Consider the following 14,471-nt stretch of genomic DNA (forward strand, 5'->3'; position numbering starts at 1 on the left):
ATGGCCAAGAAACGCAGCGTCTTCGACATCGACTTCACGCCCGACGCGCCGGAGCCGGACCGGTTCCCCGCGGGGAACCCCGCGCCGCAGCTGGAACCCGAGCCGCCACAAACGGCGCCGCGGCGCGGGCCGATGGCCTCGGCGATTACCGAGACCGCCGAGGCGGCGCGTGGCCGGGCCGAAGCCGAAGCGGCGATCCGGGCTGAGAACGACCAGCTGGCGCATGAGCATGTGCGGCTCAAGAAGCTCGGTTTGATCACCGACCTGATCGCGATCGATGCGGTCAGGACCTCGAAACTTGTGCGCGATCGCGCCAAGACGAAGGATCCCGAGATCGAGGAGTTGAAGCTTTCGATCCAGGATATCGGGCTTTCGAACCCCATCCGGGTCGAACAGGACGGGCAGGGCGGCTACGAGCTGATCCAGGGCTATCGCCGTCTTTCGGCGTTCCGCGAGTTGTTGGAGCAGACCGGCGACCAGCGCTATGCGAAGATCCCGGCCGCGATGGTTCCCCGCGGGGAACCGGTGCGCGATCTCTACCGGAAGATGGTCGATGAGAATCTGGTGCGAAAGGACATCTCGTTCGGCGAGATGGCGCAGCTGGCGCTGAGCTATGCCGAGCAGACCGAGATCACACCGCATGATGCGGTGTCGGAACTCTATGCCTCGGCCCTGAAACAGAAGCGCAGCTACATTCGCAGCTTCACCCGGGTGCTCGAAGGTGCCAAGGGCAACATCCGCCACCCCGAGGCAATTCCGCGCGCGCTTGGCCTCGAGTTGTTCAAGATCGTCGATGCCGACCCGATGCTCGGTGACGAGATGATCGAGATGCTCGCGCGCGCGCCGGAACGTGACGCCGAGGCCGAGATCGCGGTGCTCAAGGACTTCGTGCATCGCGCCCCGAAGATCGTGAAGCCGCGCCCGAAATCGGTGTCGAAGACGATGCTCCGGCTGCCGCGCCCCGAGGGCGAGGCGAAGATCGCGGCCTCCGATGGACGGGTCGAGCTACGGCTCGCACGCGATTTCTCGGCGCTCGACCGGGCAAGGCTGCAACGCGCCTTCGAAGCCTTCTTCGACGCGCTGGACGCCAAATGAAAAAGGCCGGTTCCCCGCGGGGAACCGGCCTGCAATTGCGAATATCCCTTCGGATATAAGGATTTAACCCTCACCTTCCGGTTTAGCGCTCTTCCGGGCGCGTGGCTTTCGCGGTGTTGTCGCCTTGGGCGCGGTCTTGGTCGCCTTGGACGGGCTGGCATCAGCCGCCTTGCTCGTCGCCGGTTTGCGCGGGGCCCGGGTCTTCTTCGGTTTGGCAGAGGCCGCGTCGTCCGCGCCCGCCGCATCGGACTGGCCGGTGCCACCGGTCGTGCCGCTCGCCGACCCTTCGCTGCGCATCTCCGCGTCGATCTCGGCCTCGGCCTCTTGCCAATGCGCGTTGTGCTGTCCCTCGGGAAAGCCGTCGCGCTCCCACATCTCGTAGGCGCGCTTGCGGATCCGCTCTTCGCGATCGTCAGCCATGTCGTTACTCCCTTTCACAGAGCCGCCTGTTCCCACCCGGTCATGCGACCCCCAACGGGGGCCTTATGATCGGACCTTATCTCTCTCGGGGGCCATGGGCCGCCCCGGCGCGCTTCGGTGCCATGACGCCTATGTCATGCCGCAGTCGCAGAATAACCGTCGCGCGATGTTCCGAAGAATGCCAGAGTCGCCTTACGTTAGGTCAGCAATGTGCGCAAGCGTACGAAGGCGATCAGCCGCGACCGCGATAGCCCGGTACGCCCGCATCGGGAATCCAGACGCCCTTCGGCGGCTCCCCGGTCTGGTAGAAGACGTCGATCGGAATGCCGCCGCGCGGATACCAGTAGCCGCCCAGACGCAGCCATTTCGGAGAGAGCGTGTCGACCAGCCGCCGGCCGATCGAGACGGTACAGTCCTCGTGGAAGGCGCCGTGGTTGCGGAAGCTGGTGAGGAAAAGCTTCAGCGACTTGCTCTCCACGAGCCAGTCGCCGGGCACGTAGTCGATCACCAGATGTGCGAAATCGGGCTGGCCGGTCAGCGGGCAGAGCGAGGTGAACTCGGGCGCGGTAAAGCGCACTGCGTAATCGACGTCCGATTGCGGGTTGGGCACGCGCTCGAGCACCGCCTCCTCGGGGGATTGCGGCTGCACGGTCTGACCGCCGAGCATGGTCAGGCCGTCATAGATGGACTTGTCGGACATGGGGGAACTCCTGCTGTCTTGCCCGCACGATATGGGGGCAGGGGGGCGCTCCGCCTAATGCCGGGCCATGCGCGGCCCGGCAAGTCCCCCGGAGCCGAGGTCAGGCGCGCGCGCCGAGCCTCTCGGCGAGGCGGGTCATGTGGGCCTCCAGAAGCGCCTGCGCCCGCTCGGCACTGTCGGCCTCGGTATAGAGCCGGCATTCGGGCGCGTTGCCCGAGGGGCGCAGATGCACCACCTCGCCATTGGCAAAGCCGACCCGCAGCCCGTCGGTCTCGTCGATTCCGGTCTCGTCGCTGCCGGTGTCGAAGAACGCGGCTCGCTCATCGGCGCTGGCGCGCAGCGCCTCGACCAGAGCCATGGAGCGATCCGACGGGATCTCCTGCACCCGGTCGGCGGCGGTAAAGCGCGGCGGCAGCTGCGCCGCCAGCTCTTCGAGACCGCATCGCTTGGCCCGCGCCGCGGCCAGAGGCGCCACGATCGGCAGCACCGCGTCGCGTGTCATCAGCGGCGCGATCGCTCCCTCGGGGCCCCGTGCCTCGAAGCCGAGCAGGAACCCGCCATTGGCCTCGTAGCCCACCACCTGCGCGGCGGGATCCTCCGCAAGGGCCTCTTCCATTCCGGCGATCACGAAGGGCGAGCCGATCTGGCTGCGCCGCACCTCGAAACCTTCCATCGCCTCGACCAGCGTGTTCGACGAGACCGGCGTGACAACGATCCGCGCGCCCAGAAGCTGCGCAGTGAGCGGCCCTAGCACGTCACCAGGTACGAGCGCACCGCGTGCATTGGTCACCATCGGCCGGTCGGCATCGCCATCGGTCGAGACGATCGCGTCGAGCCGATGCTCGGCGGTCCAGCCAGACAGCGCCGTTCGGGTCTCGGGGTCCACGGCCTCTGTATCGACGGGGATGAAGCTGTCGGATCGGGCGATCCGCACCACCTTGCCGCCGAGCGCAGCGACGATCTCGGCCAGGGTCTCCCGCGCGACGCTGCTGTGCTCGTAGACGCCGATCCGCAGCCCGGACAGCGCCTGCGCGCCGAAACCGTCGCGGTAACGCGCGACGTAGCGCGCGGCACAATCGGCGTCCTGCTCGAGCGCGCCCTCGGTGGCGCCGTCCGGCGCGCCGCCCTCGTTCAGCGCGGCGAGGATCGCGGCCTCGTCGGTCTTGGCGATCTCGCCGGAGGGCAGGTAGAACTTCAGCCCGTTGCGATCGGCCGGGATGTGGCTCCCGGTGACCATCACCGCCGCATGGCCGCGCGCCATCGCTGACATCGCCAGCGCCGGTGTCGGCACCGCACCGCAATCGACCGCCAGAAGCCCCGCGCCGCGGATCGCCGCGATCACCGTGGCGGCGATGCGCGGCGAGCTGTCGCGCAGGTCGCGGCCGACATGCACCGCGCCACCATGCGGGCAGGCCGCGAGGAAGGCCCGGACATGCGCATGGACGAGGTCATCGGTGAGATCGGTGACGAGGCCACGCAGGCCGCTGGTTCCGAATTTGGGAGGCATGTCCATCCTGCTCATGCTGCGAGAAATCGCGGCGACTATGTCAGCAGGGCGGGGGGCGGACAACCTCTGGCTGTGCTTGCCAGCCAACGGGGAACGAGAAGCCGGGTCACGCGATTGGTCCGCGAAGAGCCCTTCGAAGGAGCATGACGATGCACAAAGCGACCTTCCTCGCCCTCGGTCTCATGACGGCGATGCCGACCGGCCTGGCCGCCCAGCCATCCTTCGACTGCGACGACGCGCGCACCGCCACCGAGCGGACGATCTGCGCCTCACCCGGGCTGGCCGAACTCGAACAGCGCATGGTCGGCGTCTATGGCCAGCTCGTCGACCGGATCGGCGAGGCCGAGGCACGGCGCATCGCCGATATCCAGCTCGAACGGCGACAGGCCTGCGTGGGCGACGCCGCTTGCATCGAACGCCAACTCCTGACCTCGATCGGCATCTTCAGGGCCGAAGGTCAGGCTGCCATCGCCGCCGAAGGCGGAAACGACGAGGTGCTGAACGACCTGCGCGCCGCGCTGGGTCGCGAGGACACCGCGCCAGCCGTGGCGCCGCCGGAGAACGGGCAGGACGAGGATGAGACCAGCCGCGCCGAGGAGCGGGCACGCGGCATCGCCGAGGGCTTCGCTCGGCTGCCCGAATACCGCCGCCGCAACGTGCAAGGCCGGCTGCGCGACGCGGGGCTGCTCTCGGGGCCGGTCGACGGGGTCTGGGGGCCCGGCAGCGCGGCTGCCGTTGAGGCGGTGCTTTCGGCGGCACGCGAGAGCGGGCGCAATTTCCCGGTCCAGCGTCCGGAAGGCGCCGACGCGCTCTACCGCTTCATCGACAGCGACCCGTTCTATTACGAGTACATCCCGGTAGACGCGCGCTGACGCGGCGGTCCGCTGGCCTTCTTCGCCCGAGCCGCTACATGAGGCCATCCGGCGGAACGAAAAGGGAATCGGCGGCGATGATGGGACGCACGCATCTGGCGCTCGGCGCGGTCGCGGGGGTGCATCTGGCCGCCGCGACGCCGCGCCTCGGCCTGCCGATCATGGCGGCGGCGCTGATCGGTGCGATCCTGCCGGATGTCGATACGCCCTATAGCAAGCTCGGTCGCAGGCTCTGGCCGTTGTCGCGGATCATCCTGATGACCTTCGGGCATCGAGGCGGCACCCATTCGGCGGTGTTCCTGATCCTGGCGACGGCCGCGATGTGGATCGTCTCGCCGCCGGTGGGGCTGGCGTTCGGCGCGGGAATCGCGACCCATCTCGCGGCCGATGCGGTCAGCTTCGGACATGGTACCCGTTTCACCGCGCGCGGCGCCGGCGTGCCGCTGCTCTGGCCGCTCAGCGAACGCAAGGCCGGGCTGCGATTGGTCAAGGTCAACGGACCCTTGGAGAACCTCGTGATCCTGCCTTGGGTGACCCTCTATGCCGTTCAGTTGGGCTGGCGTCTCGTCTGATGCGCGCGTGCGGTGTTTCCTTGGGCACCCTGCTGCGGTAGGTTGGCGCAAAACAAGGCAGGCAACGGATCATCGGCATGGCATCAGCGCGTCTCCCCGTCCTGTTCGGGCTCGTCCTTCTGTTGGCGGCCTGCGGCTCTCTGCCGCGCGGCGCGGCGCTGCGCAGCGAGATCCTGCAGACCCAGACCCTCGGCGCGGAACAGGTGCGGGACTTCGAGGTCGCGCCGGTGACCCGGGCCTTGCTGCCGGTCTATGCGGCCTGGCCCGGCAATGGCGGCACCGGGCATTCCTGGATCGAGCGGGTCGACCAGCCGCAGACCCGGATCATCGCGCCCGGCGACAGCCTCAGCATCACCATCTGGAGCACCGAGGAGAACGGCCTGCTGACCGCCCCGGGGCAGCGCTTCGTGTCCTTGCCCGAGCAACGCGTCGGCGCCAATGGCACGGTGTTCCTGCCCTATGTCGGCACGATCAAGGTGTCTGGCATGAGCCCCGAGACCGCGCGCGACCGGGTCGAGGCAGAATATGCCGATGTCACGCCATCGGCGCAGGTGCAGCTCGGCTTTGCCGAAGGGCGACAGAACACGGTCAGCCTCGTTGCCGGCGTGGCGCAGCCCGGCAGCTATCCGTTGCCCGACAACGACTTCACGGTGATGGGGCTGATCGCCGAGGGCGGTGGTGTCGATAAGAGCCTGCGCAACCCGCAGATCCGGCTGACCCGCGACGGCCGCATCTACGGCACCTCGGTCGAGCGGCTGCTAGGTAACCCACGTCTCGACACCACGCTGAAGGGCGGGGACAAGATCCATGTCGAGGCGGACGACCGCAAGTTCCTGTCGCTCGGCGCGGCAGGCACCGAGTCCGTGCATTACTTCACCGAGGACCGGCTCGACGCGCTCGAGGCGATGGCAATCATCGGCGGCGTCTCCGATAGCCGCGCCGACCCGGGTGGCATCCTGGTGCTGCGCCGCTACCCGGCGCAGGCCGTGACCCCCGGCGCCGGGGGACCGGATCAGAGCCGGGTCGTCTTCACCATCGATCTGACCTCTGCCGACGGGCTGTTCAGCGCGGGCGAATTCGAGATCCTGCCCGGTGACCTCGTCTATGCGACCGAGAGCCCGGTAACCTCGGCGACGACGATCTTCGGCCTGCTCGGCACCAGCCTCGGGCTGGCGAGCCGGGTCGGCGTCAGCTTCTAACCGCCGGTCCAGCGACCGATCGCCAGAAGCCGCAGCCCCGCCACCTGCGCCCCGGCCGCGAAGCCGGCGGCGCCCGCGACGCGGGGCAATCGCAGCGCCGCCGAGGCGCTGCCGGTCTCCTGCATCAGCCCGCCGATATCGCCGGGGGCGAGCCCGGCATAGGCCGACTCAATCCCGGGCAGTGTCGCGCTGACCTGCGGCGTTGCGGAAAACGGGGCGGGAAAGCTCCAGACATGCTCCAGCCGCTCGGTCGAGACCCGGGCGAAGAGCGCCTCGTCGCACCAGGCGATCTGGGTGCCGTCGGCGAACCGCAGATAGCTGCCGCCCGGCGTGGTCCCGGTCTCGAACACCGCGCCGCTCGGCAGCCCGTCGCTCAAGCCCACCGGGCCCAGCAGGTCAGCCTGCCCGATCTCCCGGCGCCAGCCCTGCCAAACCCCGCCAGCCCGGGCGCGGCCCGCCCGGTGGCGGTCTCGCACAGGCGCTGCGCCACCTCCTGCGGCCCATGCGCCGAGACCGAGAGGATGGCCGGGCCGCTGCTTTCTGCCGGCGTGGCGGGGGCCGGCAGGTCCATTGCATAGAGCCCGGAGGCAAGGGCCGCATCGGCGTCGGCCACGCGCGGTGCCGCCGTCGCGCCGAGGCCGAAACCGCCCACGGCCACGAGCCGCCCCGGCGTCGCGTCGAGCAAATCCGACTGCACCGCCGCCCCTGAGGCGTGCCCGTCGGTCGAGGAGAGCCGCAGCGCGGTGATCCAGCCCGAACCGTCGGCGCTGGTCTTGATCGAGAAATCAGCCTCGCCGGCGAGCCCCATCTCGGCCCCGCCCGCAAAACCGGTCTGGAACAGCAGCGAGGCGGTGTCCGACGCGCCGGCACGATTGAGCTTCAGCCGGTGTCCCGCGCCATCGTGGTTGAGAAGCGTCGAAGGCGCCGAGACGCTGAGCAGATCATTCGCATCCGCTTCGGCATTGAGGCCGAGGCGTGCCGCTTCGAGCGGTCGCTCGGCCTGGCTCTCCCAGCCGGACGCGCCAAAGATCAGCTCGGTCGCCTCGGCGAGGCAATGGACGCGCCAGCCGGGCAGGGGGGTCTCGAACAACCAGGCGCCGCCATCCCAGATCGCGATGCGGCCCGATTGCCCGGCCCAGTCGCCGGCGGCGCCATCGGCCACGACGTGGCGCGCGCCCCTCTCGGGGATGGATGGCGGCGCGCCGCGATCGCGATCCGCCACGACCGGCTGCACCAGCGCGTCGAGGCGCTGGATCGCCTCGTTATGGGTGACGTGCTTTTGCGCCTGCCCGGGCTGGATGTAGGGCAGCGACAATATGGCCGAGATCTGGGGCATGGCGTCCTCTTTGAGCGGGGCGTGGCATGGGCGCGAGCATAGGATCGGGGTCGCAACGTCGCGTGACCGGGGCGCGCGTTGCACACTCGCGCGCGGCCGAGGCGGAACGCCCGAATATCGGGAACGGGCAGGGCGGTGCGGGATTGTCCGGTTTCGTTTGAAACTGCTCTGCCGCGCCATGGCTTGGCGTCGCGCGGCGCCTCTCGCTAGAGTGGCCCTCGCCATAACGAGAGGACGAGATGCACGATTTCGCAATCCTGTGGGACTGGGCCGGTTTTGCCGTGCGCTGGCTTCACGTCATCACCGCCATCGCCTGGATCGGCTCGTCCTTCTATTTCGTGGCGCTCGATCTCGGCCTGAGAAAGGCCCCCGACCTGCCGCCCGGCGCGCATGGCGAGGAGTGGCAGGTGCATGGCGGCGGTTTCTACCACATCCGCAAATATCTCGTGGCGCCCGACGCGATGCCCGAACACCTGACATGGTTCAAATGGGAGAGCTACGCGACCTGGCTTTCGGGCGCGGCGCTGTTGATGATCGTTTACTGGGTCGGGGCGGAGCTGTACCTGATCGACCCGTCCCGCGCCGATCTCGCGGTGTGGCAGGCGATCGCGCTCTCGGCGGGCTCGCTGACCATCGGCTGGCTGGTCTATGACCGGCTGTGCAAGTCCGGGCTGGGCAATCGTCCGACGCTGCTGATGGTGCTTCTGTTCGCGCTGCTCGTCGCGATGAGCTGGGGCTACAACCAGGTCTTCACCGGCCGCGCGGCGCTTTTGCATCTCGGCGCCTTCACCGCGACGATCATGACCGCCAACGTGTTCCTGATCATCATGCCGAACCAGCGCATCGTGGTCGCCGATCTCAAGGCCGGGCGCAAGCCGGATCCGAAATACGGCAAGATCGCCAAGCTGCGCAGCACGCACAACAACTACCTGACCCTGCCGGTCGTATTCCTGATGCTGTCGAACCACTACCCGCTGGCCTTCGCCACCGAGTATTCGTGGATCATCGCGTCGCTGGTGTTCCTAATGGGCGTCACGATCCGGCACTACTTCAACACCATGCACGCCACTGGCAAGGGGCCGCATTGGACATGGGGCGTCACCGTCATCCTGTTTCTGATCCTCGCCTGGCTCTCGACCGCCCCGATGTGGGGCAGCTACGAGGAGGCCGAGGCGCGGCCCATGACCGCCTATGAGCAGCGTTTCGCGGAGGCGGAGGGCTTCCACGAGGCGGAGCAGATCGTGGTCGGGCGCTGCTCGATGTGCCATGCGCGCGAGCCGGTCTGGGACGGCATCCGCTGGGCCCCCAAGGGGGTGGTGCTGGAGACGCCGCAGGACATTGCCCAGAATGCCCGCGCCATCTACCTGCAGGCCGGGGTCAGCCACGCGATGCCGCCCGCCAACGTCACCGACATCTCCGAGGAGGATCGCCGCGCTCTGGTGCGCTGGTTCAAGGCGGGGCAGGGGGCTTGAACCGCGCCGCATATACTCCTATCTAGACAGGTATCTAGACAGGAGTGGCGGTCATGTGGAGCCTCCAGGACGCGAAGAACCGGTTCAGCGCGGTGGTGGATGCGGCCCTCGCCGGTGCCCCGCAGGAGGTGACGCGGCGCGGCAAGCCCGCGGTGGTGGTATTGTCGGCCGCCGAATATGCGCGTCTCGTCGCGGCGGCGGGGGCCGAACGCGGCAGCTTCGCCGAGCACCTTCTCGACTTTCCCGGCATGGAAAACGGCGCGGAACGGCCGCAGGCGCGCCCGCGCGACGTGGCGTTTTGATCTATCTTCTCGACACCAACGTGATCTCGGCGGTGCGGCGGTCGGGCCGTGCCCCCGCCGTCGCGGCCTGGCTTCGGGCCCAGCCGGAAGAAGCGCTGTTCCTCAGCGCCGTGACCTTGGGCGAGATCGAGCGCGGCATCGCGCGCCAGGAAGGCCGCGATCCAGGCTTTGCCGCCGATCTGCGCGGTTGGCTCGACCGGACGGCGCGGCTGTTCTCGGATCGCATCCTGCCGTTCGGTGCCGAGGAGGCGCGGATCTGGGGGCGGCTTTCGGCCGGGATCGGCCATGGCGGCGCCGACCTGATGATCGCCGCCACCGCGCTGGCGCACGGGGCGACGGTGGTCACCGGCAACGTCTCGGATTTCGAGCCGACCGGCGTGCCGATCCTCGACCCGTTCTGACGCCTCAGCCCTTGGCGCGGCGCACCATGCCGTAGAGGTCGCGCGTGTCGTCGGGATCGGCGAGCAGGTCGAGCATCGTGTAATGCCCGGTCCGGTCGAGCTGATCGCGCACATAGCGCAGCGCCGAGAAATCCTCGGTGGCGAAGCCGACGCTGTCGAACAGCGTGATCTGGTCGGGCGCGCGCCGGCCTTCGGCCTTGCCGGTGATGACCTGCCACAGCTCGGTCACCGGGTGGTCGGGGTCGAGCTGCTGGATCTCGCCCTCGATCCGTGTCTGCTCTGGATATTCCACGAAGATGTCCGAACGCAGCAGGATGTCGCGGTGCAGCTCGGTCTTGCCGGGGCAGTCGCCGCCGATGGCGTTGATGTGCACGCCGCGCCCGACCATGTTGTCGGTCAGGATCGTCGCATACTGCTTGTCGGCGGTGCAGGTGGTGATGATCTCGGCGCCCGCCACCGCCTCTTCGCCGCTGTCGCAGGCGGTGATGTCGAGCCCGCTATCGGCGAGGTTGGCCACCGCCTTCTTCGTCGCCGCCGGATCGATGTCGTAGATCCGGACCTTCTCGATGCCGAGCATCTCCTGGAACGCCAGCGCCTGGAACTCGCATTGCGCGCCCGCGCCGATCATGGCGAGGGTCTTCGCCCCCTTGGGCGCGAGGTGGCGCGCGGCCACGGCCGAGGTGGCGGCGGTCCTGAGCGCGGTCAGCACCGTCATCTCGGACAGCAGGATCGGGTAGCCATTGTCGACCCGCGCCAGCACGCCGAAGGCGGTGACGGTCTGGAACCCGCGCTTGAGGTTGGAGGGGTGGCCGTTGACGTATTTGAAGCCGTAGGTCTCGCCATCCGAGGTCGGCATCAGCTCGATCACCCCTTCGGGCGAATGGCTGGCCACGCGCGGCGTCTTGTCGAACAGCTCCCAGCGGCGGAAATCCTCTTCGATGTAATCGGCCAGCTCGGCCATCATCCGGCGCGGCCCGATGCTGTTCACCATCTCCATCATCTGGGCCACCGAGACGAAGGGCACCATGGCGAGCTTGGACGGGGCGGGGGCGTCGGTCATCTGTCACTCCAATGCAGCGGTTATGCCCGATCCTGTAACATTCCTCGGGCGCTGAGGAGGGGGCGGATTGCGCATGACGCGCGGTTCTTCCTACAATCTGTCAAATCAACCGACGAAATGCGCATGGCCCAACTCGACCCGACCGATCGCCGCCTGCTGGCGCTGCTGCAGCAGGACGCCCGCATGCCCGTGGTGGCGATGGCCTCCGAGCTGGGCCTGTCGCGCGCCACGGTGAGCGCGCGGATCGAGCGGCTGTGCCGCGACGGCGCGATCCGCCGCTTCACGGTCGAGCTTGGCGCCCCCGATGCCGACGACCTCGTGCGCGCGGTGATGCTGATCGAGCTTCAGGGTCCGCAGGCGCGCGGTGTCGCGGCGCGGCTGCGGCGGATGCGGCAGGTGGCCGAGCTGCATTCGACCAATGGCGCCTGGGATCTCGTCGCACGGATCGAAGCGGCCTCTCTGGCGGAGTTCGACCGGGTTCTCGGCGACATCCGCGAGATCCCCGGCGTGCTCAATTCCGAAACCTGCCTGTTGCTGAGCCGGGCCGGCGGCTGAACCGGAGGGGCCCCGCGAGCCTACCCATCGGCGCCGCTCTCGCGATCGTGTCGCGCCCCTTGCCAATGCCGCCGCCCTGTCCGAGCATGGCGGCTGCCGCGGGAGGGCGGCGCAGATTCAAGGGAGGAGGCGTGATGGCCGAGGCGCAGATCGTGGGCTGGGCGCATAGCGTGTTCGGAAAGAGCGAGGCGCCGGACACCGCGGCGCTCATGGCCGAGGTGACGGCACCGGCGCTGGAGCATGCCGGGATCGGTGCCGAGGATGTCGACGGCGTTTTCGTCGGCGTCTTCAACAACGGCTTTTCGGACCAGGATTTCCAGGCCTCGCTGGTGGCGATGGGCCATGACGGGCTGCGATACACGCCGGCGACGCGCTACGAGAATGCCTGCGCCACCGGATCGGCGGCGATCAACGGCGCGATGGATTTCATCGCCTCGGGCCGGGGTCGGGTCGCTCTCGTCGTCGGGGCCGAAAAGATGACCGCGACGCCGGGGGCGCAGGTGGGCGACATCCTGCTCGGCTGTTCCTACCGCGCGGAGGAGGGCGACACGCCGGGCGGCTTCGCAGGGATCTTCGGGCGCATCGCGCAGAGCTATTTCCAGACATATGGCGACCGTTCCGAGGCGCTGGCCCGGATCGCCGCCAAGAACCACGCCAACGGCGTCGAAAACCCCTATGCGCATCTGCGCAAGGATCTGGGTTTCGAGGCCTGCAACGCCGTTACCGACCGCAACCCCTATGTCGCGGCACCGCTGCGGCGCACCGATTGCTCGCTGGTCTCCGACGGGGCGGCGGCGCTGGTGCTGGCGGATGCCGAGACCGCGAAGACGATGCGCCGCGCCATCGCGGTGCGGGCGCGGGCACATGTGAACGACATCCTCGCGATGAGCCGCCGCGACGTGCTGGCCTTCGAGGGGCCGAAGCGGGCCTGGGCCCGCGCGCTGGAGCAAGGCGGCGTGACGCTGGACGACCTGTCACTCGTGGAGACGCATGACTGCTTCACCATCGCCGAGCTTCTGGAATACGAGGCGATGGGCCTCGCCGCGCCGGGGCAGGGGCACCGGGTGATCGAGGAGGGCGTGACCCTCAAGGGCGGCCGGCTGCCGGTGAACCCGTCAGGCGGGCTTAAATCCAAGGGCCATCCGATCGGCGCGACCGGCGTGTCGATGCACGTCATGGCCGCGATGCAGTTGATGGGCGAGGCGGGCGGCATGCAGGTGCCCGATGCCGAGCTCGCGGGCGTGTTCAACATGGGCGGCGCGGCGGTGACCAGCTACGTCTCGCTGCTTGAACGGGTCAATTGAGCGGCGCGGCCCGTGATCGGGCCGCGCCATTATCCGAAGCCGGATCTTTGGTCTCAGACAGGTGTGGCGTGACGGACGGTTCCGGCCCGTCGCGCCATTTCGACCGTGTTGTCGATCATCTCGGTCTCGGCCTCGCTTGCTTCCCGCGCCAGGTGGCTGGCGCAGCTGGTGCACAGCCTCAGCCAGTCCTGCACGTCGGCATGCAGCCGTTCTCCGGCGCCTTCGTGCCAGCGCGACATCGCGTCCGAGATCCGCGCGCCGTCGGTGCCGGCATCCATGATCTCGTTGGCGAGGTCGCCCATGGCCTGGGTCATCCGGTGGCGCCGGTCGAACCAGGCGTCGAGGAAGGTCTGAGTCTCCTCCAGCAGCCGCGCCTGCGCCACCCGGAGATGTTGCATTTGCGGTGTCGCATAGGGTTCGAGCGCCTTTCGCGCCGTCGATGGACTTGTGCCGCGCGCCTCCGCGGTCGCCGTCTTCAGGTGGGGTGTTCGGGTCATCTCCAGCCTCCCGTGCGAGATTGACACGCGCCGACTGTGGCAGGGCGCTCGAAGTTTATCCACAGCATTGGTGGCGGGGCGCCCACATGGCGGGGAATGGCCGATGCGATCCGCCCGCATCAGGGCGATTGCCCGATTTCGCGGCATTCCGACCAAGGAGCAGATGCGCCGGAGCGAGCCTCTGCGCCACCGCCTCGAATCGCCGGAGCCGGGACCGGATGGCGGCGACTTGGGGCGCCAAACCCGAGGCCCTTGATCGCGCGTAGGAAAAACTCAGCGGTTGCAGGGCTTGGGCGAAACCTCGCCCAGTATCGGTCCAGCCGTGTTAGGCTTTGCAGATGTTTCTTCAGGAGGTGCGAAATGGTTATGAAACGACTCTTCACGGTCGCGGCCCTTGCTTGCATGGGAACAGCGTCCATGGCGCAGGATCAGGCGATGAGCTTCTTCGTGACCAGCGCCAATCCGGGGCAGGGGGCCGGGCTTGGCGGCCTCGAGGGCGCCGACGCGCATTGCGCCGACCTTGCCGCCGCAGCCGGGGCCGAGGGTGATTGGAAGGCCTATCTCTCGACAGATCAGGAGAATGCGCGCGACCGGATCGGATCGGGCCCCTGGTACAATGCCGACGGCGTCGAGATCGCCGCCGATGTCGAGACGCTGCACGGCGATGGCAACGCGATCTCGAAAGAGACTGCGCTCGACGAGATGGGCAATGTCGTGAACGGGCGCGGCGACGACCCGAACCGCCACGACATCCTCACCGGCACGATGCCGGACGGGACGGCGGCGGCCGAGACCTGCGAGAACTGGACCAATAGCGGCGAGGGCTCGGCCATGGTCGGGCATCACGACCGGATGGGGCTCGATGATTCGGATGCCGCGAAATCGTGGAATTCGTCCCACCCCTCGCGCGGCTGCAGCCTCGAAGCGCTCCAAGGCACCGGCGGCGACGGGCTGTTCTACTGCTTCGCCGCCAATTGATCGATTCCGTACGCGATGACGTCACGCGAGCCTGTCGTATGGCTCGCGTGACGGCTAAGATCTCGTAACTCCTTTCTGTTTTTCTCAGCGGAGACATACCTATCCCAAAGGCGAAGGCACCGCGCCCTTAGGTCATGGGACATGTGCTTTCGTATTGGCCAAATCCGGCGCCATTCTTGCCGCAATCGACGCCTCATGTCG

At 68.2% G+C, this 14,471-nt stretch carries 17 protein-coding genes; 10 read left to right on the forward strand and 7 right to left on the reverse strand.

All coding sequences use genetic code 11. The features are described from left to right. Positions 1–1,095 (forward strand): ParB/RepB/Spo0J family partition protein, encoded by a 1,095-nt coding sequence (locus LOS8367_RS16000; protein WP_085897547.1) that lies wholly within the window; start codon positions 1–3, stop codon positions 1,093–1,095. A gap of 63 nt (positions 1,096–1,158) precedes the next feature. On the opposite strand, the gene LOS8367_RS16005 is transcribed toward LOS8367_RS16000, so the two are convergent. The 3 genes from LOS8367_RS16005 to LOS8367_RS16015 form a co-directional block, all read right to left on the reverse strand. Then, positions 1,159–1,515 (reverse strand): DUF2934 domain-containing protein, encoded by a 357-nt coding sequence (locus LOS8367_RS16005; RefSeq protein WP_085897548.1) that lies wholly within the window; start codon positions 1,513–1,515, stop codon positions 1,159–1,161. Positions 1,516–1,747: 232 nt separating this feature from the next. Continuing rightward, positions 1,748–2,215, reverse strand: coding sequence for a preQ(1) synthase (gene queF, locus LOS8367_RS16010; protein ID WP_085897549.1), 468 nt, complete (start codon positions 2,213–2,215; stop codon positions 1,748–1,750). A gap of 100 nt (positions 2,216–2,315) precedes the next feature. Then, positions 2,316–3,722: a phosphomannomutase gene (locus LOS8367_RS16015; protein WP_085897609.1), complete on the reverse strand. Its 1,407-nt coding sequence runs from the start codon at positions 3,720–3,722 to the stop codon at positions 2,316–2,318. Positions 3,723–3,871: 149 nt separating this feature from the next. Between LOS8367_RS16015 and LOS8367_RS16020 the strand changes: the two genes are divergently transcribed. The 3 genes from LOS8367_RS16020 (at position 3,872) to LOS8367_RS16030 (ending at position 6,365) form a co-directional block, all read left to right on the forward strand. Beyond that, positions 3,872–4,594, forward strand: a complete 723-nt coding sequence (locus tag LOS8367_RS16020) for a hypothetical protein (protein ID WP_085897550.1) — start codon at positions 3,872–3,874, stop codon at positions 4,592–4,594. A gap of 80 nt (positions 4,595–4,674) precedes the next feature. After that, on the forward strand, positions 4,675–5,166 hold the full coding sequence (locus tag LOS8367_RS16025; RefSeq protein WP_207569281.1) for a metal-dependent hydrolase: 492 nt from the start codon (positions 4,675–4,677) through the stop codon (positions 5,164–5,166). Positions 5,167–5,243: 77 nt separating this feature from the next. Then, a complete protein-coding gene (locus LOS8367_RS16030; RefSeq protein WP_085897552.1) occupies positions 5,244–6,365 on the forward strand; it encodes a polysaccharide biosynthesis/export family protein in 1,122 nt (373 codons plus the stop codon). On the opposite strand, the gene LOS8367_RS16035 is transcribed toward LOS8367_RS16030, so the two are convergent. After that, entirely contained in the window at positions 6,362–6,742 is a 381-nt protein-coding gene (locus tag LOS8367_RS16035) for a hypothetical protein (RefSeq protein WP_133056351.1), read from the reverse strand. The two genes, LOS8367_RS16030 and LOS8367_RS16035, sit on opposite strands and share 4 nt — an antisense overlap. Continuing rightward, positions 6,739–7,701 carry a DUF2793 domain-containing protein gene (locus LOS8367_RS16040; protein WP_085897554.1) on the reverse strand — a complete coding sequence of 321 codons (963 nt, stop codon included), beginning with the start codon at positions 7,699–7,701 and terminating at the stop codon, positions 6,739–6,741. Before LOS8367_RS16040 ends, LOS8367_RS16035 begins: the two co-directional genes overlap by 4 nt. Before the next feature lie 239 nt (positions 7,702–7,940). Here LOS8367_RS16040 and LOS8367_RS16045 point away from each other — a divergent pair, with 239 nt between their 5' ends. Genes LOS8367_RS16045 through LOS8367_RS16055 form a run of 3 tightly spaced genes read left to right on the forward strand, consistent with a single transcriptional unit; the run spans position 7,941 to position 9,876 of the window. Continuing rightward, entirely contained in the window at positions 7,941–9,173 is a 1,233-nt protein-coding gene (locus tag LOS8367_RS16045) for a urate hydroxylase PuuD (protein WP_085897555.1), read from the forward strand. 53 nt (positions 9,174–9,226) lie between these two features. Continuing rightward, positions 9,227–9,475, forward strand: coding sequence for a type II toxin-antitoxin system Phd/YefM family antitoxin (locus tag LOS8367_RS16050; protein WP_085897556.1), 249 nt, complete (start codon positions 9,227–9,229; stop codon positions 9,473–9,475). Further along, positions 9,472–9,876 (forward strand): type II toxin-antitoxin system VapC family toxin, encoded by a 405-nt coding sequence (locus LOS8367_RS16055; RefSeq protein ID WP_207569282.1) that lies wholly within the window; start codon positions 9,472–9,474, stop codon positions 9,874–9,876. Before LOS8367_RS16050 ends, LOS8367_RS16055 begins: the two co-directional genes overlap by 4 nt. A 4-nt stretch (positions 9,877–9,880) precedes the next feature. On the opposite strand, the gene ocd is transcribed toward LOS8367_RS16055, so the two are convergent. Continuing rightward, complete coding sequence (ocd, locus tag LOS8367_RS16060; protein WP_085897557.1) at positions 9,881–10,936, reverse strand: ornithine cyclodeaminase; 1,056 nt, start codon at positions 10,934–10,936, stop codon at positions 9,881–9,883. Positions 10,937–11,059: 123 nt separating this feature from the next. Between ocd and LOS8367_RS16065 the strand changes: the two genes are divergently transcribed. Continuing rightward, positions 11,060–11,491, forward strand: coding sequence for an Lrp/AsnC family transcriptional regulator (locus tag LOS8367_RS16065; protein WP_085897558.1), 432 nt, complete (start codon positions 11,060–11,062; stop codon positions 11,489–11,491). 134 nt (positions 11,492–11,625) lie between these two features. Further along, complete coding sequence (locus LOS8367_RS16070; protein ID WP_085897559.1) at positions 11,626–12,795, forward strand: acetyl-CoA acetyltransferase; 1,170 nt, start codon at positions 11,626–11,628, stop codon at positions 12,793–12,795. A gap of 53 nt (positions 12,796–12,848) precedes the next feature. Here LOS8367_RS16070 and LOS8367_RS16075 read toward each other — a convergent pair whose 3' ends face one another. Beyond that, positions 12,849–13,292, reverse strand: coding sequence for a hypothetical protein (locus LOS8367_RS16075; RefSeq protein WP_085897560.1), 444 nt, complete (start codon positions 13,290–13,292; stop codon positions 12,849–12,851). A 402-nt stretch (positions 13,293–13,694) separates the two neighbouring features. On the opposite strand from LOS8367_RS16075, the gene LOS8367_RS16080 reads away from it, so the two are divergent. Then, positions 13,695–14,270, forward strand: a complete 576-nt coding sequence (locus tag LOS8367_RS16080; protein ID WP_242665624.1) for a hypothetical protein — start codon at positions 13,695–13,697, stop codon at positions 14,268–14,270. The last annotated feature ends 201 nt before the right edge of the window (positions 14,271–14,471 follow it).

Origin of the sequence: Limimaricola soesokkakensis (assembly GCF_900172345.1) — a bacterium.
In the GTDB taxonomy this organism is placed as follows: domain Bacteria; phylum Pseudomonadota; class Alphaproteobacteria; order Rhodobacterales; family Rhodobacteraceae; genus Limimaricola; species Limimaricola soesokkakensis.